This is a genomic window from Diaphorobacter sp. HDW4A, from assembly GCF_011305995.1.
Lineage (GTDB): Bacteria > Pseudomonadota > Gammaproteobacteria > Burkholderiales > Burkholderiaceae_C > Diaphorobacter_A.
Genome location: NZ_CP049910.1, coordinates 6,429,798 through 6,448,510, shown reverse-complemented (window position 1 = coordinate 6,448,510; position 18,713 = coordinate 6,429,798). Strand labels below are relative to the sequence as shown.

The following is an 18,713-nucleotide window of genomic DNA, read 5'->3' as shown; positions in this document are numbered from 1 at the left end:
TCTTTTCATGACGACGCCACCGATCCACCAGTTCCACCGCCATCCGGACGCTCCATGGCTGGAGCTGCGCGTGAGTCAGCCTTCGGCGCATTGCTTCCGGCTGCACACGCATGAGGAATATTCCATCGGCATCGTCGATCATGGCGGTGCCATGTTCCACCACGCGCAGGGCCCCGAGCCGGTGCGCGCGGGCAGCGTGGTACTGATCGAGCCGCATCGCTGGCACGCGTGCAATCCGGAGCAGCCGCGCAGCTGGGCCTATCGCATGCTGTTCGTGAAGGCGGATTGGCTGCACGCGCAGATGGATACTGAGATGCCCACACAAGCCATCACCTTCGACCGCCGCGCATTGCACTCGCGCGAGGCAGCCGCGCAGGTGGATCGTCTGTGCCAACCGCTGCAACATGTCTCCGACATCGAAACCCATCGCCGCGAGCTGCTGGATTTTCTGCGGCTGTACGCCCGCTGCCACGCCAATGCGCCCGACACGGCGGAGCCCGAAGCGGTGCGCCACGCGCTGCAGACGCTGCACGCCCAGCCGGATTCCGACATCAGCATCGAATCGCTTGCCGCGAGCCAAAGCCTGAGCCCGTCACGCTTCATCCGCCAGTTCAAGGCCGCGACCGGCGTGACGCCAGGTGCGTATCGCCTCAACCTGCGACTGAACGGCGCACGCCGCCTGCTCGCGGAAGGCGCGACGCTCGCGCAGGCCGCGCACCAGATGGGCTTTGCGGACCAGTCGCACATGCAGCGCAGCTTCAAGACGCACCACGCGCTCACGCCGGGGAACTACGCGCAGACAGCGGCTCTTCTGCACACGCCGCTTGCGCAATGAAAGAGCCGCCCGTAGGCGGCTTCTGTTGAAAAGAAAAACACCGACGTCCTTGTACTGATCGCATCAGTGCGGTTGCGTCTCGGGTACTGGCTGCCCCTGCTGACGCTGATTGGCCTTGGTCTGCTGTTGACTGTAGTTGCGGTCCTTGATGGTTTGACCCATCTGCAATGGCACATACGTGCGCCGCAGTGCCCCTGCCAAGACAAGAAGTTGCTTCATCGTAGCCACCTCCTTTGCTAACAAGCGGAGGGCTCAAAACAAAAAAGGAACGCTCCGCCCTATCGAATCAGTCAACCTTCAGCGTGGCTGCTGGGGTTGCTGCTGTTGGCCTGGTTGACCCGGCTGCTTCTGTGCAGGATTTTGTTGCTGCTGTTGGTTGGGATTCTGCTGACCTTGACCTGGCTGCTGCTGAGGGTTGCCCTGCTGTTGCTGCTGGTTGTTTTGCGAATTCTGCTGTGTCATTGCGTGACTCCTGAAATCGGTTGACAAGCACGGAATGGGATGCGGCTTGCACCCCTCGTGGAGTGCGGCCACAGGCGATATTCCGTCAGCGCCGAACGGCTTTTGTTCAACGCTGTTGACGAGTGTGCGCCTGCACAAACGTGGCGGCTGTAGGAGCAGGGGTCCAATCCACCGTCCGCTATGTCCGTCAGCTGTAGTCCTGCACGGGGGCATTCAGACGAACACCCAGCCACGCATCAATCCACTTTCTGCCCCAACCCGCTGAGCACCAGTCGCGTGATGACTTCCTCGGCCTTGTCGTAGTCCGATTCGTCGAGTGCGGGCTTGCCCAGCAGGATGGCGAACTGCGTCTGGTGTTCCGCATAGGCCTGTGTCACCGTCCAGATCACGAACATCAGGTGCGTGAAGTCGAGCCGCGTGACCAATCCCTTCTGCGCCCAGGTCTCGAAGGTCTTCACCTCCAGATCGAGCACCGGCTTCACGCGCGCGGCAATCACGTCGGCGTAGCGCGGCGCTCCTGCGATCACTTCCTTGGCGAAGATCTTGGCGGCATTGGGGCGCTCAAGCGATGAGCGCAGCTTGCCGTGGATGTAGGTGCGCAGCGCCTTCACCGGGTCAGTGGGCTCGCGCCACACGTCCTCCATGCCGGCCAGCCAGCCGAAGACCACATCGTCGAGCACGCGGCGGTAAAGCACTTCCTTGCTCGGAAAGTAGTACAGCAGGTTGTGGCGGCTGATGCCCACGGCATTCGCAATGCCTTCGAGCGAGGCGCCTTCAAAGCCGAACACCGCAAACTGGTTCTCGGCCTCCTTGAGGATGTTCTGCTCCTTGCGCAGCCGGGAAGCGGTCGGCGCGCGCGTTCCATTCGGGGGCACGTTCGAGGGCGCGGGTGCGTCGTCGCTGTGCGCGCGCACCTTTTTGGAGCGGGCGCTCGCCTCATCGGGCGCGGTGGCATTGGAAACTTTTCGCACGTCTGTCATGCCTCCATTGTGATGCGGCACTGCGGCAATTTCAGGCACAGGGTTTGCATGCTGTGGGTTTTTACTGATTGGTAATTTTTTACCAGAAAGTAAATTATTGATCAGCCACGACAGAACGCCATGCGCACGAACACTGCGGCAAGCCAAATTGCCGATGTGATCCGCACAGCGCTCTGACCCAGCCAACCCATGCGGGCACAGACCCACAGCAACGCATAGAAGAGGCCCACGATGACACCTCGACAGTTTGCGCATTCCCATCGCACTGCATCGCCCCGTGCGCACGCGGCGATCGATTCCCACGTTCCACGACAACGACCTTCGCGCACCTGCCGCAAACCGCAGCGTTGCGCGCGAACGCCTCGCCCGCATTTTTGACTTCAAGCCCCGGCCATAACAAAGGAGCCACGATGGAATCGACCGCCAACCGCGCGTGTGGAGTGCATGCCGCACGCCTGAACCTTGTCGAGTACGCTGTGAATTTCAGCGACTCGCACGCCCCTCTGACCAAGCCGCAGGCCCTGATCGAGGCCGAGCGTTGCTACTACTGCTACGACGCGCCCTGCGCCACGGCTTGCCCCACGAGCATCGACATCCCCTCGTTCATTCAGCGCATCGCGCAGGGCAACGACCGGGGCGCGGCGCGTGCGATTCTCGAAGCCAATCCGCTCGGCGGCATGTGTGCCCGCGTGTGCCCCACCGAAGTGCTGTGCGAGCAGGCCTGCGTGCGCAACACCAATGAAGACAAGCCCGTGGAAATCGGCGCGCTGCAGCGCTATGCGACCGATGCGCTGTTCGACAACCCCGGCGCGCCACTGTTCACCCGCTCCGCATCCACCGGCAAGCGTATCGCCGTGGTCGGCGCTGGCCCTGCTGGCCTCGCGTGCGCACATGGCCTTGCAATGCGCGGCAACGATGTGGTGCTGTTTGACGCGCATCCCAAGCTCGGCGGCCTGAACGAATACGGTCTCGCCACCTACAAGACGACCAACGGTTTCGCGCAGAAAGAGATCGACTGGCTGCTGTCCATCGGCGGCATCTCGGTGCGCTGCAATCAGCGCCTGGGCCGCGACATGACGGTGGATTCGCTGCTCGCGGGCTACGACGCCGTGTTCCTCGGCCTCGGCCTCTCGGGCGTGAACGCCATCGGTATCGCCGAGCCGCAGGCGGACGGCCTGCGCAACGCGGTCGACTTCATCGCCGAGCTGCGTCAGGCGGGCAGCTTCTCCGACATCCCGGTCGGCCGCCGCGTGGTGGTGATCGGCGGCGGCATGACGGCGGTGGATGCCGCTGTGCAGGCCACCAAGCTCGGCGCGGAAGACGTGACCATCGTGTACCGACGCGGCGCATCGGCGATGTCGGCATCGACGGTCGAGCAGCGCTGGGCGCAGACGCATGGCGTGAAGATCAAGCACTGGAGCGCACCCAAGGAAATCCTCAGCGAAAACGGCAAGGTCAGCGGCGTGCGTTTTGCGATGACCACGCAGCGCGCGGATGGCGGCATCACCGAGACCGACGAGCAGTTCACAATCAACGCGGACATGGTGCTCAAGGCCATCGGCCAGACCTACACCGCCGATCACGCGGGCGGGAAAATCGAATTGAAGGGAGGACGAATCGCCACGGACGAAGACGGACACACCAGCGTCGCGCGCGTCTGGGCGGGTGGTGACTGTCGCGTGGGCGGACGCGACCTCACCGTGGAAGCGGTGGAGCACGGCAAGGTCGCCGCGCAGTCCATTCATGCGGCGCTGAACGCGGCCTAAGCCACGTCCTCAGTCTCTTCAGCCATCCCGAATCAGGAGCAATAACATGGCCGACATCAGCAGCAATTTTCTGGGCATCAAGAGCCCCAATCCGTTCTGGCTCGCATCCGCACCGCCCACCGACAAGGAGATCAACGTCACCCGCGCCTTCGAGGCGGGCTGGGGCGGCGTCGTCTGGAAGACGCTCGGTGAAGATCCACCAGTCGTCAACGTGAACGGCCCGCGCTACTCCACCCTCATGTCGCAAGACCGCCGCGTGATCGGGCTGAACAACATCGAGCTGATCACCGATCGCCCACTGATGCAGAACCTCGAGGAAATCCGCCGCGTCAAGCGCGCATGGCCCGACCGCGCGATGATCGTCTCGTTGATGGTGCCCTGCGTCGAAGAGAGCTGGAAGCGCATCCTGCCGATGGTCGAGGATGTGGGTGCTGACGGCATCGAGCTCAACTTCGGCTGCCCGCACGGCATGAGCGAGCGCGGCATGGGTGCGGCCGTGGGCCAGGTGCCCGAGTACATCCAGATGGTGACCGAGTGGTGCAAGCACTACTCGAAGATGCCGGTGATCGTGAAGCTCACGCCCAACATCACCGACGTGCGCTTGGCCGCGCGCGCGGCCAAGCGCGGCGGCGCGGATGCCGTCTCTCTGATCAACACCATCAACTCCATCATGGGCGTGGATCTGGAATCCATGGTCATGCATCCAAGCACCGGCGGATGGGGCTCGCACGGTGGCTACTGCGGACCGGCCGTCAAGCCCATCGCGCTCAACATGGTCGGCGAAATCGCCCGCGACGCCGAGACCGCAGGCCTGCCGATCAGCGGCATCGGCGGCATCACCACTTGGCGCGATGCGGCCGAGTACATCGCACTCGGTTGCGGCACGGTGCAGGTCTGCACCGCCGCGATGGTTTACGGTTTCAAGATCGTCGAAGACATGTGCGACGGCCTCTCCAACTTCATGGACGCCCATGGCTACAAGACCATCGACGACTTCCGTGGCAAGGCCGTGCCAACGGTGAAAGACTGGAAACAGCTCAACCTCAAACACATCGACAAGGCCGTCATCGATCAGGACTCGTGCATCCAGTGCGGTCGCTGCCACGTGGTCTGCGAGGACACCTCGCACCAAGCCATCTTCTACAAGAAGGGAGAGAACGGGGAACGCAAATTCGAAATCAACGAAGCCGAATGCGTGGGCTGCAACCTGTGCGTATCGATCTGCCCGGTGCCCGACACCATCTCGATGCGCACGCTCGCGGTGGGCGAAGTGGACGCACGCACCGGCATCACGGTGACCGGTGAATACGGAAACTGGACCACGCATCCGAACAATCCCCAATGCCTTACTCCGGCGGAGGCGTGAACATCGTCCCTTTTGCAGTTTGGATGAATTGATTTCACTGCCCATGTAAGCCACCGCAATCGCCCCGTTTCGGGGCAATTGTGTTGCTGGAGTTGGTAGGTTTTTTGCTAGTGCAATGAGAGTTTGCTTCCCTCAATGATTTGCTAAAAATAGGAGCGTTCCCATGACAAGCCCGCATACCGCTGGTGCCACCAGCGACCTGACGAATGACGACCTGGCGCCCACCACCGAGGCGCAGCGAACCTGGCGCTGGTACCACTTCACCGCGTTGTGGATCGGCATGGTGATGTGCATTCCCGCCTACACGCTTGCGGCCAGTCTGGTCGAGGGCGGCATGTCGGCGATGCAGGCGGTGATGACAGTGTTTCTGGCGAACGTGATCGTGCTGCTGCCGATGCTGCTCATCGGCCATGCAGGCGCGAAATATGGCATTCCCTATGCGGTGCTGGCACGCGCCTCTTTCGGCACGCGCGGCGCCAAGCTGCCCGCCGTGCTGCGCGCGCTGGTGGCCTGCGGCTGGTACGGCATCCAGACCTGGTTCGGCGGTCTGATGATCTACACGCTGCTCGGCGTGATCCTCGGCCATCCGCTGGAGAGCGACAAGATTCCGGGCCTCGGCATCAATCTCGCGCAGCTCATCTGCTTCCTCGTGTTCTGGGCCATCCAGTTTTACTTCGTGGTGCACGGTATCGAGTCGATCCGCAAGCTCGAAACCTACACAGCCCCCGCCAAGATCGTCATCTGCTTTGTGCTGCTGTGGTGGGTCTACGAGAAGGCCGGTGGCTTCGGTCCCATCCTGAATAAGCCTTCCGCATTCGAAGCCGGCGGCCCCAAGGCCGGTCAGTTCTGGCACACCTTCTGGCCTTCGCTCACCGCCATGATCGGCTTCTGGGCAACGCTGGCACTGAACATTCCTGACTTCACCCGTTTCGCCAAATCGCAGCGCGACCAAGTCGTCGGTCAGGCCATCGGCCTGCCTGTGCCCATGGGCCTGCTCGCGGGTCTGGCTGTGATCGTCACTTCCGCCACCGTCGTCATCTACGGCAAGGCGCTGTGGGACCCCGTGGATGTAGCGGCACGCATGACCGGCATTGCCGTGCTGATCGCGCTCATCGTGCTGCTGGTCGACACCGTCAGCGTGAACCTCGCCGCCAATCTGGTCGGCCCCGCCTACGACTTCTCGGCGCTCAACCCACGCAAGATCAGCTACCGCACCGGCGGCTACATCACCGTGGCCATCGCCATCGTCATGATGCCGTGGAAGATTCTCGAGTCCACACAGGGCTACATCTTCACCTGGCTCATCGGCTACTCCGCCTTGCTCGGCCCCATCGCCGGCATCCTGATGGTCGACTACTTCCTCATCCGCCGCACCCAGCTCGACGTGTCCGAGCTCTACAAGGAAAACGGCAAGTACTCGTACTCCGGCGGCTGGAACTGGGTGGCGGTCGCAGCCTTCGTGATCGGCGTGGCCCCCAACGTGCCCGGCTTCCTCAACGCAGCCTTCCCCAACACCTTCCCCAACGTGGGCCCCGTCTTCAAGGAGCTCTACGCCTACGCCTGGTTCATCGGCCTGTTCATAGCAGCCGTGATCTACCGCCTTGGCATGGGCAGCCACATGGAGTCCACACAAGCCACTTTGAAGCAAGCATGAAATAAGTCCCAAGGATGAAAGAGGCAAAACCGGAAAACAACCGATGACCCCGGTTTTCAAACAACCCAACCAGGCAGCAAAGCGGGCAATCGAACCCCCACCCCAATAACGAGACAGGTCCTCAGGCTAGGCGTCAAAGGCGCAGACAGTACTTTGGTACGGCAAGCCTTTGCAACGACGCATGAGGGCCTGTATCGGCACCCCAAAACGAAGACTGCCAAACAACAAACGAAAAGCAAATTCGTCAAAAGCACGAAATTCCCAAAGTTTCCCCAGTGAGTAAGTAAGCAAAGGAGCAACATGATGAGCACAGCCAGCCGCCCTCTATTGATCCGTGGTGGCATCGTAGTGAATGCCGACCGCGAAGAACGCGCCGACGTCCTGATCGTCGATGGCAAGATCGCAGCAGTCGGAGACACGGCTGCTGCCCAGGCTCCTGCCGGTGTCGACACGTTGGACGCCAGCGGTCAGTACGTGATGCCCGGCGGCATCGATCCCCACACCCACATGCAACTGCCCTTCATGGGCACAGTCACGGCCGACGACTTCTTCACCGGCACGGCTGCCGGTCTGGCCGGAGGCACCACCAGCATCATCGACTTCGTGATTCCTGATCCGCAGGAGCCGCTGATGGATGCCTACAAGAAATGGCGCGGCTGGGCAGAAAAAGCTGCGTCCGACTATTCCTTCCACGTCGCCGTCACCTGGTGGAGCGACCAGGTGCGCGAAGACATGGGCACGCTGGTGCGCGAGGAAGGCATCAACAGCTTCAAGCACTTCATGGCCTACAAGAACGCCATCATGTGCGATGACGAGACGCTGGTGAACAGCTTCAAGCGCGCCCTCGAACTCGGCGCCATGCCCACTGTGCACGCCGAAAACGGCGAGCTGGTCTACCTGCTGCAGCAGGAAGTCGCGCGCATGGGCATCACGGGCCCCGAGGGCCATCCGCTGTCGCGCCCGCCCATGGTGGAGGCTGAAGCCGCCAACCGCGCCATCGCGATTGCCGACGTGCTCGGCGTTCCAATCTACGTGGTCCACGTGAGCTGCATCGAAGCCGCCGACGCGATTGCCCGCGCCCGCGCACGCGGCCAGCGCGTGTACGGCGAAGTGCTCGCGGGTCACCTGACCATCGACGACAGCGTGTATCGCCACCCCGACTACGCGACCGCCGCCGCCTACGTGATGAGCCCTCCCTTCCGCCCCAAGGAACACCAGGAAGCACTCTGGCGCGGCCTGCAGGCTGGCCATCTGCACACCACCGCGACCGACCACTGCACCTTCTGCGCCGCACAAAAGGCCGCTGGCAAGGACAACTTCGCCAAGACGCCCAACGGCACCGGCGGCGTCGAAGAGCGTATGGCGGTGGTCTGGGATGCGGGCGTGAACACGGGCCGTTTGACGCCCAGCGAGTTCGTCGCCGTCACCTCCACCAACACCGCCAAGCTGTTCAACGTCTATCCGCGCAAGGGTTATATCGGCGTGGGGGCGGATGCCGACGTGGTGCTGTGGGACCCCAAGGCCACCAAGACGCTGTCGGTGAAGACGCAGCACTCCAAGGGCGACTTCAACATCTTCGAAGGCCGCAATGTGACGGGCTTGCCCAGCCACACCATCAGCCGAGGAAAGCTCGTTTATGCCAACGGCGATCTGCGTGCGGAAAAATGCGCGGGCCAGTATTTCAAGCGCCCCGCTTTCGGCCCCAATTTCCAAGCGGTGCAAAAGCGCGCCCAAGACCTCGCACCCACTGCGGTTGAACGCAAGCCAGGCTGAGCGGCCCGTATTGCAAAATAGCCCAAGGAGATAACCAACATGGACACCAAAGTGAAAACAAGCAACACCACCGACATCAGCCAACTGCGCGTGAACGGCGAACGCCTCTGGCAATCGCTCATGGAACTCGCGGAAATCGGCGGCACGGCCAAAGGCGGCGTCTGCCGCTTGGCGCTCACCGACCTCGACAAGAAGGGCCGTGACCTCGTCACCCGCTGGGCCAAGGAAGCCGGCATGACCGTCACCATCGACAAGATCGGCAACGGCTTCATGCGCCGCCCAGGCCGCAACAACAGCCTGCCGCCGATCATGACCGGCAGCCACATCGACACCCAGCCCACTGGCGGCAAATTCGACGGCAACTACGGCGTGCTCGCGGGCATCGAAGTGGTGCGTACCTTGAACGATCACAACATCGAAACCGAAGCCCCCATCGAGGTCGCGTTCTGGACCAACGAGGAAGGCTCGCGTTTTGTTCCCGTGATGATGGGCTCGGGCGTCTTCGCCAAGGCCTTCACGCTGGAGCACGCCTACGCCGCCAAGGACACCGAAGGCAAGAGCGTGAAAGAAGAGCTCGAACGTATCGGATATGTCGGCCCCGAGGAGCCGGGCGATCACCCGATTGGCTACTACTTCGAGACCCACATTGAGCAAGGCCCGGTGCTCGAAGACAACGACAAGACCATTGGCGTGGTGACTGGCGTGCTGGGCATCCGCTGGTATGACTGCACGGTGACCGGCATGGAAGCGCACGCAGGCCCAACCCCCATGGCCCTGCGCAAGGACGCCCTGCAAGTCGCCACCCGCGTGATGCAGGAAGTGGTGGCCTGCGCCCACCGCCACCCACCGCACGGACGCGGCACGGTCGGCATGGTGCACGTGCACCCCAACAGCCGCAACGTGATCCCCGGCGAGGTGAAGTTCAGCATCGATCTGCGCAACGCTAACGATGCTGAATGCGAGGCGATGGACGCGGACATCCGCGGGGTGGCTGATCGCATCAGCAAGGAAACCGGTCTGCCGATCAAGATCGATCTGGTGTCGAGCTATCCGGCGCAGCCGTTCAATGCGGAGTGCATCGAGGCGGTGCGGCGTGGGGCGGAGACGCTGGGGTATTCCAACATGAATGCCGTTTCTGGTGCGGGGCATGATGCTGTTTACATGGCGCGGCTGGCTCCTGCGGGGATGATCTTCATTCCTTGCAAGGATGGTATCTCGCACAATGAGATTGAGGATGCTAAGCCTGAGCACATCACTGCTGGGTGTAATGTGCTTTTGCATGCTATGTTGGAGCGGGCTGGGAGTTGATTTTTTTGCTTCTGTTCTTTGTTTGAGTTCAGAGGCCGGGACTGCCCCCGCCGGGGCAGTAACTTTTTGGTCTTGCCCAAAAAGTCACCAAAAATGCGCTTTGAATACCTCCGGCGGAACTCGCTGCGTTCCTTCGTCACTCCGCTCTGGCAACCGCCGGAAATCAGTTTACAAGAGGTATTTACGGCACATCGCTTCGCTCGTGCCGGGGGCGTTGGTGAAGTGAGGTTGGGGTGCAAATACCCACTGCGCTTTGAAGCGATGGGTGCCCAACGAACAAATCAAAAATCACACAGCACTGACGCACCAGCATCTCGCGAAGTCGCGAGATGAGCGCCACGAGCGAAGCGATGTGCCGGATATTCCTCTTATGAAATATCTAGCTCGCGGCGGTTGTCCGAACGGAGCGACGCAGTCGCAAAGTGAATTCTGCCGCGGGTATTGAAAAGCGCGTTTTGGGTTACCTTTTGCGCGCAAGCAAAAGGTGACTCCGCCGCCGGGCGGAACTCCCGGCCTCTGCCGCCAGCAAAGGCAAAGGCTTAAGCTTAGGAAGAAGCCAACTCCAACAACGCATCCCCCGTCAACCGATACCGAATCCACTCACTCTGCGGCTTAGCCCCGATAGAGTCATACACCTTGATCGCAGGTGTATTCCAATCCAACACACTCCACTCGAATCGCCCGCAGTCGTTATCCACAGCGATCTTCGCGATGTGCTTGAGCATCGCCTTGCCCGCACCCATGCCCCGTGCCTCGGGGTCGATGTACAGGTCTTCGAGATAAACGCCGTTGCGCCCCTGCCAAGTGGAGTAGTTATAGAAGTAGACCGCAAACCCGATGGGCTTGCCCGCGCTCTCGCAGATCAACGCATGGGCCGTAGCACCTTCGGAAAAGATGGTGCGATGTACATGCGCTGCAGTGGTCAGCACTTCGTTTTCGGCGTTTTCAAAGATCGCGAGATCGCGGATGAAACGCAGGATGGTGTCGGTGTCGCCGATGACGGCGGGGCGGATCACAAGTTCGGAACGCATACTCAACTCAAATCAAATCAACTCAAACGGTTCAAATCAGAACCAAAACGGAAAAAACAAACAAAAAATCACGCAACCTGCAGTTGGGCAGCTCCGGCCTCGACATGACCGATGACGGCTGCCGCTTCAAAGCCTTCGCGCGCGAAGATCGCAAGCACGTCGTTGACGGCTTCGGGGGCGCAGGAGACGAGCAGGCCCCCCGAAGTCTGGGGGTCGCTGAGGAGATTCTGCGTGGTGGCGTGCAGGCCCGGGGCGAGCTGCACATCGGTGCCGTAGGCGGCCCAATTACGGCCGCTGGCGCCGGTCACGTTGCCTTGCTCGGCAAGCTGGACGACGCCGGGCAGCAGCGGCACCTTGGCCCAGTCAACGACGATCTTGACACCAGCGCCGCGTGCCATTTCGAGCGCGTGTCCGGCGAGGCCGAAGCCCGTCACGTCGGTGATCGCACGCACGCCCGGCAGTTCGGCGAGCAGCGGGCCGGGGGTGTTCAAGCGCGTGGTGTTGGCGATCATTTTGCGGTAGCCTGCGTCGTCGAGCTTGAGCTTCTTGAGCGCGGCGGAATAGATGCCCACGCCGAGCGGCTTGCCGAGCACGAGCACATCACCGGCCTTGGCTTCGGCGTTGCGGCGCACGCGGTCGGGGTGAACGAGCCCCATGGCGACGAGGCCGTAGATGGGCTCGACCGAGTCGATGGTGTGGCCGCCCGCAATCGGAATGCCGGCTGCGCGGCACACATCCTGACCGCCGCGCACGATGGCGCCGATCACGTCGAGCGGCAAAACGTTGATGGGCATGGCGACGAGCGCCAGCGCCATGATGGGCCTGCCGCCCATGGCATAGACGTCCGACAGCGCATTGGTCGCTGCGATACGGCCGAATTCGTACGGGTCGTCCACGATGGGCATGAAGAAGTCGGTCGTGGCAACTAGCGCCTGCTGGTCGTTGAGCTTGTAGACGGCGGCGTCGTCCGAGGTTTCGATGCCGACCATCAACTCGGGCGGAATCACGGCGTTCGCGCCGCTCGATTGGAGGATCTCCGACAGCACCCCCGGAGCGATCTTGCAGCCGCAGCCGCCACCGTGCGACAGCGAAGTCAGGCGCGGTAATGCGGGCGTAGCTGTGGTGGTGGCGGGGGTGGGTGCTGATGCGGTCATGGCAGTCCGAAAGGGTAATGGGATGACGGGGAACTCAGCCCTGATCATCCCAGATTCGGAGCACTCAACCTGGGCACGCGGATACTCGCGCGGACAACGCTGCCAAACGAGCCCCGGTATAGTTTGGCCCTCCAACTCCAAGCCCCATGTCCCATTTCCAGCCCGTACGCCCCGCAGACCGCCACCGTTTCGACGCCATCATCGATGCGCGCTCGCCTGCGGAGTTCGCCCTCGATCATATTCCCGGTGCCATCAACTGCCCGGTGCTCGACAACGAGGAGCGCGCCATCGTCGGCACAATCTACGTGCAGCAAGGCGCGTTCGAGGCGCGTCGCGTGGGCGGCGCGATGGTGGCGGCCAATCTGGCAAAGCATCTGAAGGAACAGTTCGCCGACCGGCCCGAACGCTGGAAGCCGTTGGTCTACTGCTGGCGCGGCGGCATGCGCAGCGGCTCGATGGTGCACTGGATGCGCCTTGTCGGCTGGGACGCCCAGCAGCTCGCGGGCGGCTACAAGTCGTTCCGTCGGCATGTCATTTCGCAGATCGAGGACATCGTCCCCAGGCTGCAGTTGCGCGTGATTCTGGGAGCCACCGGCAGCGCCAAGACGCGCGTGCTGCAGGCACTCACCGAACAGGGTGCGCAGGTGCTCGATCTGGAGCACTGCGCGCGCCACAAGGGCTCGATGCTCGGCAGTCTGCCTGGCGTGGAGCAGCCTTCGCAGAAGAATTTCGAGACCCAGATCGGTACCGTGCTGGAGACGCTGGACCTTTCTCGCCCACTGTATGTGGAGGGCGAAAGCGCGCGTATCGGACGCCTCTCGGTGCCGCTGCCGTTGGTCACCCAGATGCGCGCCGCGCCCACCATCGAGATTGCCGCCACGGCCGAGGCACGCCTGTCCTACTTGCTGCGCGACTACGCGTATCTGGGTGATGACGTCGATGCACTCACCGGCAAACTCAGCGTGCTGACTGAATCACTCGGCAAGGAAACCGTGGGACGCTGGCAGGAATGGGCACGCGAGAAATCGCTCTCACCCCTGTTCGCCGAGCTTATGCGCATGCACTACGACCCCCACTACGAACGCTCGCAATCGAATCATTTCAGCGGCTGGGAGCAGCGCCGGAAGATCGAGGCCAGCTCGCTGGAAGAGACAGACATCGACCGCATCGCCGCGCAGATCATCGCGCTGGAAAACTGAGCCCAGCTACTACAAACGCTGACACTCTGCGCACGGCCTCTCTGACATAGTCGGATGGTATCCATCGAACCATCCATCTCAGGGAGTCCTTCCACCGTGTTGTGCCGCCAATCCATTCCGCCGTCATTCCTACAGCATTCGCACGTTGCGCTGCGCGGACGTCTGCGCGCATTCGTTTCGGCCTGCTTACTTGCACACGGCGCAATAGCGGTGGTCGCCCACGCCGCACCCGAGGGCGTAAACACCGGTGGCTGCGAGGTGCTGGCCTCGGGCCAGTTGCGCAGCAGCGAGTACATCGCCCAATACGAAGGTGCGTGCACAAACGGGCTTGCGGAGGGCAATGGCAAGGCGTCCTGGCAGTTGCGCCACGCACCATCCGCTGCACCCGTCGTTTGGCAAGGAAAGTTCACACAGGGCATCTTTCTTTCGGATCCACAGAGCGTGGGTGCCAAGCGCGTGGACACCACGCGCGTGCTGCTCGACACAGGCTCGCTTGATGCACCCAAGGGCGCGAAGGCCGGACGGCTCTGGGTGGAGAGCCGCGTGGACGGCAGGCTGCCGCCATCGATCTGCCAGCCGCTGAGCCTGCAGGTTTCGGCCAACGGTGATTTCGCGAACGACGATCTCGCCAAGGGCTGGATGGACAAGGCGTATGCGCGCTGGCTTTCCATCTGCAAAGCCTCGGGCGCCGAGACCTTGAAAGGCCGCCAACTGCGCGTGCTGCTGCACGAGCGCACGGGCTGGTCGCCCGATTCCTACGGCAACATTCCGGGCGGTGTGGCACAGGCCTCCAGAACCATCAGCGCGTCGGCCGACGCCGCACCCCACACCTGGCAGAGCTACAGTAACCGAGCGGCGCAACAGCAGGCCAGCACCCAGCGCGACAAGCAGCAAGCCGAGCAGTTGCAGGCCAACGAGAAACGCCTGCGCGCGTTTGCACGCAAGCACGGCGCGACGCGCTACGTCGAGCTGCGCGCGCTCGAGAAGAATCCCTTTCGCTTCGGCAACGATGTGATCCTCGTGGCGGTGCGCATGCACGAGGCACGCACTCCCGTCGAAGCCACGGTGCGCCCCGCCAATGGCAGTCGCTACGACTGGTCGCACGTGCTGCTGCGCGGGCCGATTGCGAACTGGGACGAACAGGGCCGCATCGTCGCGGTGCGTGTAAAGGGACGCTCCACCGATGACGGAACGCGCGACGCGGTGATTCTCGAGATCATCGACAGCCAGCGCTGCGAGGCATCCAACTGCGAGGACTATCTCTACATGCCCGGCAATCGCTGGCTGCGCGACGAGGCGTTGAATGCGGCGCTGCAGCCGCCGCAGATTCTGGCGCGCGGAACCCGTTGATTTCATCACTCCGGGCGCTTGACAGCGCCGCGGCGAATGACCTGCGCACAACGTCGGTATCGCAAACTCCCTAAGATTCCCGATGTGCCCCGCGTGCCAACCCGTGTCGCGTGGCCATCGCACTTATCTGTGTCTGTCTTTCGGGAAGTTCTGCGCCGACATCCCTGGCTGTGAACCTTGCCCATCTGTCGATCTGACCGCCCTGCGGTCACTGCAGCGCCTTGCATACCCAACGCCGCGCTGCACGGTTTTTGAGTCAAGGATCTTTCACCATGCAGGCTATCGCTCGCCTGAGCCAATTCGTTGGCAAAACGTTCGCTCTCTGGACGTTGCTTTTCGCCATTCTGGCCTTCTGTTTCCCCGCACAATTCAAATGGATCGGACCCTATGTGGTGCCGCTTCTGGGCATCATCATGTTCGGCATGGGCCTGACGCTGTCCAAGGAAGATTTCCGCGAAGTGCTGCGCCGTCCGCGCGATGTGACCATCGGCGTGATCGGCCAGTTCGTCATCATGCCGGGGCTTGCCTGGGCGCTGTCCAAGACCCTGAACCTGCCGCCCGAAGTGGCCGTAGGCGTGATCCTCGTGGGCTGCTGCCCCGGCGGCACGGCCTCTAACGTGATGACCTTTCTGGCACGCGGCGACGTCGCGCTGTCAGTCGCCATCACTTCCGTCACCACCCTGCTCGCACCTATCGTGACACCCGCGCTGATCTATCTGCTGGCCAGCCAGTGGATCGAGGTGAGCGCGGCCGCCATGTTCTGGTCCATCGTTCAGGTGGTGGTGTTGCCGATTGCGCTGGGCGTGATCTGCCAGACCTTTCTGCGCGACAAGGTCAAGGCCGCCGTCGACGTGCTGCCGCTCGTGTCAGTGGTCGCCATCGTCGCCATCGTGGCCGCCGTCGTGTCGGGCAACCAGCAGCGCATCGCCTCCAGTGGTCTGATGATCTTTGCCGTCGTGGTGCTGCACAACGGTCTCGGCTATCTGCTCGGCTACGGCCTCGCCAAGCTGTTCGGCATGAGCGTGCCCAAGCGAAAGACGCTGGCCATCGAGGTCGGCATGCAGAACTCAGGCCTCGGCGTGGCGCTGGCCACCGCCCACTTCTCGCCGCTGGCTGCCGTGCCAAGCGCGATCTTCAGCGTGTGGCACAACATCTCCGGCCCCATCATCGCCACGATTTTTCAGCGCTTCGACAACAACACGCGTTGAGCCAAACCGCTACCGCGCGCCTTCTTCCAGAAGCGCGCGGCCTGCGGGCGTCAGCAGCACCAGCCAGCGCGACTCGTCCTGCCGCAAGCTGACCCAGCCGGGCCCGCACTGGGCTCCGATCTGCGCATCGCTCATCAGCGTGATCTCGCGCATCAGCACGCTGGCGCTTTCTCCCAGAATTTTTGACAAACGCGACAGCGGCACCGTCGCCATCGCCGTCTCATCGCCCCGCGCCTGCAGCTCCTGCGCGAGCGCCAGCAGAATGCGAGCGGCCAGCGGAATGGGTGATGACGGTGGTGCTTCGTCTTCGTGCGTCACGCTCACACAGACGCCCTGCCCGGCTCCAGCACCACGGGGATGGACTTGGAGGTCGGCGTGCCCGCATTCGCAGCCACGGCCGACAGCGGGACCAGCGGATTGGTCTCGGGGTAATACGCCGCGAGATTGCCGCGCGGAATGTCATAGGCCACCAGCTTGAAGCCGTCGGCGCGGCGCTCCTGACCATCATCCCAGACGGTGCGGATATTGATCCAGTCGCCATCATTCATGCCCAGCGCGCGGATGTCGTCGGCATGGATGAAGACCACGCGGCGCTGGCCGAACACGCCACGATAGCGGTCGTCCATGCCGTAGATGGTGGTGTTGTACTGGTCGTGCGAGCGCGTGGTGAGCAGCGTGAATACGACCTGGTCACGCACCCGCTCGCGCGCGCGGTGCGAGGGCGTATCACGCGGCACCGCGTGCGCCACGAACGACGCCTTGCCGTTCGCCGTGGTCCACACCCGCTCGCTCGCCGTGTTGCGTAGGCGAAAGCCGCCGGGCACGGCCACGCGCTCGTTGAAGCGGGCGAAGTCGGGGAACACCTTTTCGATCTCGTCGCGGATCAGCGCGTAATTGCCCACGAGCTGCAGCCAGTTCACGCGGCTGCGTTCGCCAAGCGTCGCATGCGCGAGCCGCGCGACGATGGCGGGCTCGGACAGCAGATGCCCCGACGCGGGGGGGTTGATGCCCATGGAGATGTGCACCATGCTCATCGAGTCTTCCACCGTCACGCCCTGCACGCCACCGGCCTGCATGTCGATCTCGGTGCGACCGAGGCACGGCAGGATCAGCGCTTCCTTGCCATGCACCACGTGGCTGCGGTTGAGCTTGGTGGTCACGTGAACGGTGAGATCACAACGCTGCAAGGCCTTCCAGGTTTCATACGTGTCGGGCGTGGCCGCAGCGAAGTTGCCGCCGAGCGCAAAGAACACCTTGGCGTCGCCATCGCGCATGGCGGCGATGGCCTCGACCGTGTCCACACCGTTTTCGCGCGGCGGTTCGAAGCCGTAGACCGCTTTCAGTTTGTCGAGCAGCGCAGCGGGCGGTTTTTCCCAGATGCCCATGGTGCGGTCGCCCTGCACATTGCTGTGCCCGCGCACGGGGCATGCGCCCGCGCCGGGGCGGCCAAGGTTGCCGCGCAGCATCAGCAGGTCCACGATCATCTGGATCGTCGCCACCGAATGCACGTGCTGCGTGATGCCCATGCCCCAGCAGGCGATCACGCTCTTGGCGCCGATGTAGATGTCGGCCGCGCTACGCATCTGCGCCTCGCTGAGGCCGGACTCTTCTTCGAGCAGCTGCCACGATTCATCGCGCAGGCTGTGCGCAAGCGCCTCGAAACCGCTCGTGTGCTCGGCGATGAAAACGCGGTCGAGCACGTCGCCGCTCGCGTCTTCCTGCTCCAGCACATGCTTCATCATGCCCTCGACGGCCGCGAGATCGCCACCCACACGCAGTTGGAAGTAATGCGTGCTGATGGGAGTGGATCCGAAGGTCGCCATCTCCAGCTTGTCCTGCGGATCAGCAAAGCGCTCCAGCCCGCGCTCGCGCAAGGGGTTGAAGCTCACGATGCGCGCACCGCGCTTGTGCGCCTCGCGCAGCTCGCCGAGCATGCGCGGATGGTTGGTGCCGGGGTTCTGGCCGAAGATGAAGATCGCGTCGGCGCGCTCGAAATCGACCAGCTCCACCGTGCCCTTGCCCACGCCGATCTGCGGACGCATGGCACTGCCGCTCGGCTCGTGGCACATGTTGGAGCAGTCGGGAAAATTGTTGGTGCCGAACTCGCGCACGAACAGCTGGTAGAGAAACGCGGCCTCGTTGCTCGCCCGGCCCGAGGTGTAGAAGATTGCCTGATTCGGATCGGGCAGCGCGTTCAGATGCCGCGCGATGATCGCGAACGCGTCGTCCCACATGATCGGCAGGTACTTGTCGCTCGCCGCATCGAACACCATCGGGTGCGTGAGCCGCCCTTGGTCTTCAAGCCAGAAATCGCTCTGACGGGCCAGTTCGCTGACCGTGTGCCGCGCAAACAGCGCGGGGCCCGCGCGGCGCGCGGTGGCCTCGGCGGCCACCGCCTTGACGCCGTTTTCGCAGAATTCAAAAGTGGATGCGTGGTGGCGATCCGGCCACGCGCAGCCCGGGCAGTCAAAGCCGTCGGGCTGGTTGGCCGAGAGCAGCGTCTTCGCGCCCTTGAGCGGAATGTCCTGCCGCAGCAGCGCATTCTTCACGCTGTTGAGCGCACCCCAACCACCGGCCGGGCCCTTGTAGAACTCGATCTTCTGCTCGCTCATGGCGCTGTCTCCTTG

At 62.9% G+C, this 18,713-nt stretch carries 16 protein-coding genes; 10 read left to right on the top strand and 6 right to left on the bottom strand.

Annotated features, from left to right (window positions below):
- Positions 1–7: 7 nt before the first annotated feature.
- Positions 8–835 (top strand): AraC family transcriptional regulator, encoded by an 828-nt coding sequence (locus G7047_RS29240; RefSeq protein WP_166311770.1) that lies wholly within the window; start codon positions 8–10, stop codon positions 833–835.
- A 63-nt stretch (positions 836–898) separates the two neighbouring features.
- Here the strand turns inward: G7047_RS29240 and G7047_RS29235 are convergent, their stop codons facing one another.
- Positions 899–1,054, bottom strand: coding sequence for a hypothetical protein (locus tag G7047_RS29235; protein ID WP_166311769.1), 156 nt, complete (start codon positions 1,052–1,054; stop codon positions 899–901).
- Between the two features lie 96 nt (positions 1,055–1,150).
- Here G7047_RS29235 and G7047_RS29230 point away from each other — a divergent pair, with 96 nt between their 5' ends.
- A complete protein-coding gene (locus tag G7047_RS29230) occupies positions 1,151–1,321 on the top strand; it encodes a hypothetical protein (protein ID WP_166299510.1) in 171 nt (56 codons plus the stop codon).
- A 212-nt stretch (positions 1,322–1,533) separates the two neighbouring features.
- Here the strand turns inward: G7047_RS29230 and G7047_RS29225 are convergent, their stop codons facing one another.
- On the bottom strand, positions 1,534–2,277 hold the full coding sequence (locus G7047_RS29225) for a TetR family transcriptional regulator C-terminal domain-containing protein (protein ID WP_205904688.1): 744 nt from the start codon (positions 2,275–2,277) through the stop codon (positions 1,534–1,536).
- A 410-nt stretch (positions 2,278–2,687) separates the two neighbouring features.
- On the opposite strand from G7047_RS29225, the gene G7047_RS29220 reads away from it, so the two are divergent.
- The 5 genes from G7047_RS29220 (at position 2,688) to G7047_RS29200 (ending at position 10,144) form a co-directional block, all read left to right on the top strand.
- On the top strand, positions 2,688–4,043 hold the full coding sequence (locus tag G7047_RS29220; RefSeq protein ID WP_166311768.1) for an NAD(P)-dependent oxidoreductase: 1,356 nt from the start codon (positions 2,688–2,690) through the stop codon (positions 4,041–4,043).
- 46 nt (positions 4,044–4,089) lie between these two features.
- Positions 4,090–5,409: an NAD-dependent dihydropyrimidine dehydrogenase subunit PreA gene (preA, locus tag G7047_RS29215; RefSeq protein ID WP_166311767.1), complete on the top strand. Its 1,320-nt coding sequence runs from the start codon at positions 4,090–4,092 to the stop codon at positions 5,407–5,409.
- 163 nt (positions 5,410–5,572) lie between these two features.
- Complete coding sequence (locus G7047_RS29210) at positions 5,573–7,063, top strand: NCS1 family nucleobase:cation symporter-1 (RefSeq protein WP_166311766.1); 1,491 nt, start codon at positions 5,573–5,575, stop codon at positions 7,061–7,063.
- A 303-nt stretch (positions 7,064–7,366) separates the two neighbouring features.
- A complete protein-coding gene (gene hydA / locus G7047_RS29205) occupies positions 7,367–8,836 on the top strand; it encodes a dihydropyrimidinase (RefSeq protein ID WP_166312331.1) in 1,470 nt (489 codons plus the stop codon).
- Positions 8,837–8,875: 39 nt separating this feature from the next.
- A complete protein-coding gene (locus G7047_RS29200) occupies positions 8,876–10,144 on the top strand; it encodes a Zn-dependent hydrolase (protein WP_166311765.1) in 1,269 nt (422 codons plus the stop codon).
- A 545-nt stretch (positions 10,145–10,689) separates the two neighbouring features.
- Here G7047_RS29200 and G7047_RS29195 read toward each other — a convergent pair.
- Positions 10,690–11,175 carry a GNAT family N-acetyltransferase gene (locus G7047_RS29195; protein ID WP_166311764.1) on the bottom strand — a complete coding sequence of 162 codons (486 nt, stop codon included), beginning with the start codon at positions 11,173–11,175 and terminating at the stop codon, positions 10,690–10,692.
- A gap of 68 nt (positions 11,176–11,243) precedes the next feature.
- The gene (selD, locus tag G7047_RS29190; protein WP_166311763.1) at positions 11,244–12,329 is read right to left on the bottom strand and encodes a selenide, water dikinase SelD; all 1,086 of its coding nucleotides are present in this window, start codon (positions 12,327–12,329) and stop codon (positions 11,244–11,246) included.
- Between the two features lie 146 nt (positions 12,330–12,475).
- Here selD and mnmH point away from each other — a divergent pair, with 146 nt between their 5' ends.
- The 3 genes from mnmH to G7047_RS29175 all read left to right on the top strand — a co-directional run bounded on the left by mnmH (position 12,476) and on the right by G7047_RS29175 (position 16,086).
- Positions 12,476–13,528, top strand: a complete 1,053-nt coding sequence (gene mnmH / locus G7047_RS29185) for a tRNA 2-selenouridine(34) synthase MnmH (RefSeq protein ID WP_166311762.1) — start codon at positions 12,476–12,478, stop codon at positions 13,526–13,528.
- Positions 13,529–13,738: 210 nt separating this feature from the next.
- Positions 13,739–14,878 carry a hypothetical protein gene (locus tag G7047_RS29180; protein WP_166311761.1) on the top strand — a complete coding sequence of 380 codons (1,140 nt, stop codon included), beginning with the start codon at positions 13,739–13,741 and terminating at the stop codon, positions 14,876–14,878.
- 272 nt (positions 14,879–15,150) lie between these two features.
- Positions 15,151–16,086 carry a bile acid:sodium symporter family protein gene (locus G7047_RS29175; protein ID WP_166311760.1) on the top strand — a complete coding sequence of 312 codons (936 nt, stop codon included), beginning with the start codon at positions 15,151–15,153 and terminating at the stop codon, positions 16,084–16,086.
- A gap of 9 nt (positions 16,087–16,095) precedes the next feature.
- Here the strand turns inward: G7047_RS29175 and G7047_RS31230 are convergent, their stop codons facing one another.
- Together G7047_RS31230 and G7047_RS29165 are read right to left on the bottom strand one after the other, a co-directional pair.
- On the bottom strand, positions 16,096–16,410 hold the full coding sequence (locus tag G7047_RS31230) for a hypothetical protein (protein ID WP_240939314.1): 315 nt from the start codon (positions 16,408–16,410) through the stop codon (positions 16,096–16,098).
- Positions 16,407–18,698 (bottom strand): FdhF/YdeP family oxidoreductase, encoded by a 2,292-nt coding sequence (locus tag G7047_RS29165; RefSeq protein ID WP_166311759.1) that lies wholly within the window; start codon positions 18,696–18,698, stop codon positions 16,407–16,409. The genes G7047_RS31230 and G7047_RS29165 overlap by 4 nt, the downstream gene beginning before the upstream one ends.
- Positions 18,699–18,713: the final 15 nt, after the last annotated feature.

What these genes read in the sequence shown, in the direction of transcription:
- G7047_RS29210 (WP_166311766.1), top strand. Translation starts at nt 5,573, where the DNA reads ATGACAAGCCCGCATACCGCTGGTGCCACCAGCGACCTGACGAATGAC.
- G7047_RS29240 (WP_166311770.1), top strand. Translation starts at nt 8, where the DNA reads ATGACGACGCCACCGATCCACCAGTTCCACCGCCATCCGGACGCTCCA.
- G7047_RS29200 (WP_166311765.1), top strand. Translation starts at nt 8,876, where the DNA reads ATGGACACCAAAGTGAAAACAAGCAACACCACCGACATCAGCCAACTG.
- selD (WP_166311763.1), bottom strand. Translation starts at nt 12,329, where the DNA reads ATGACCGCATCAGCACCCACCCCCGCCACCACCACAGCTACGCCCGCA.
- G7047_RS29165 (WP_166311759.1), bottom strand. Translation starts at nt 18,698, where the DNA reads ATGAGCGAGCAGAAGATCGAGTTCTACAAGGGCCCGGCCGGTGGTTGG.
- hydA (WP_166312331.1), top strand. Translation starts at nt 7,367, where the DNA reads ATGAGCACAGCCAGCCGCCCTCTATTGATCCGTGGTGGCATCGTAGTG.
- G7047_RS29220 (WP_166311768.1), top strand. Translation starts at nt 2,688, where the DNA reads ATGGAATCGACCGCCAACCGCGCGTGTGGAGTGCATGCCGCACGCCTG.
- G7047_RS29195 (WP_166311764.1), bottom strand. Translation starts at nt 11,175, where the DNA reads ATGCGTTCCGAACTTGTGATCCGCCCCGCCGTCATCGGCGACACCGAC.
- G7047_RS29235 (WP_166311769.1), bottom strand. Translation starts at nt 1,054, where the DNA reads ATGAAGCAACTTCTTGTCTTGGCAGGGGCACTGCGGCGCACGTATGTG.
- mnmH (WP_166311762.1), top strand. Translation starts at nt 12,476, where the DNA reads ATGTCCCATTTCCAGCCCGTACGCCCCGCAGACCGCCACCGTTTCGAC.
- preA (WP_166311767.1), top strand. Translation starts at nt 4,090, where the DNA reads ATGGCCGACATCAGCAGCAATTTTCTGGGCATCAAGAGCCCCAATCCG.
- G7047_RS29175 (WP_166311760.1), top strand. Translation starts at nt 15,151, where the DNA reads ATGCAGGCTATCGCTCGCCTGAGCCAATTCGTTGGCAAAACGTTCGCT.
- G7047_RS29225 (WP_205904688.1), bottom strand. Translation starts at nt 2,277, where the DNA reads ATGACAGACGTGCGAAAAGTTTCCAATGCCACCGCGCCCGATGAGGCG.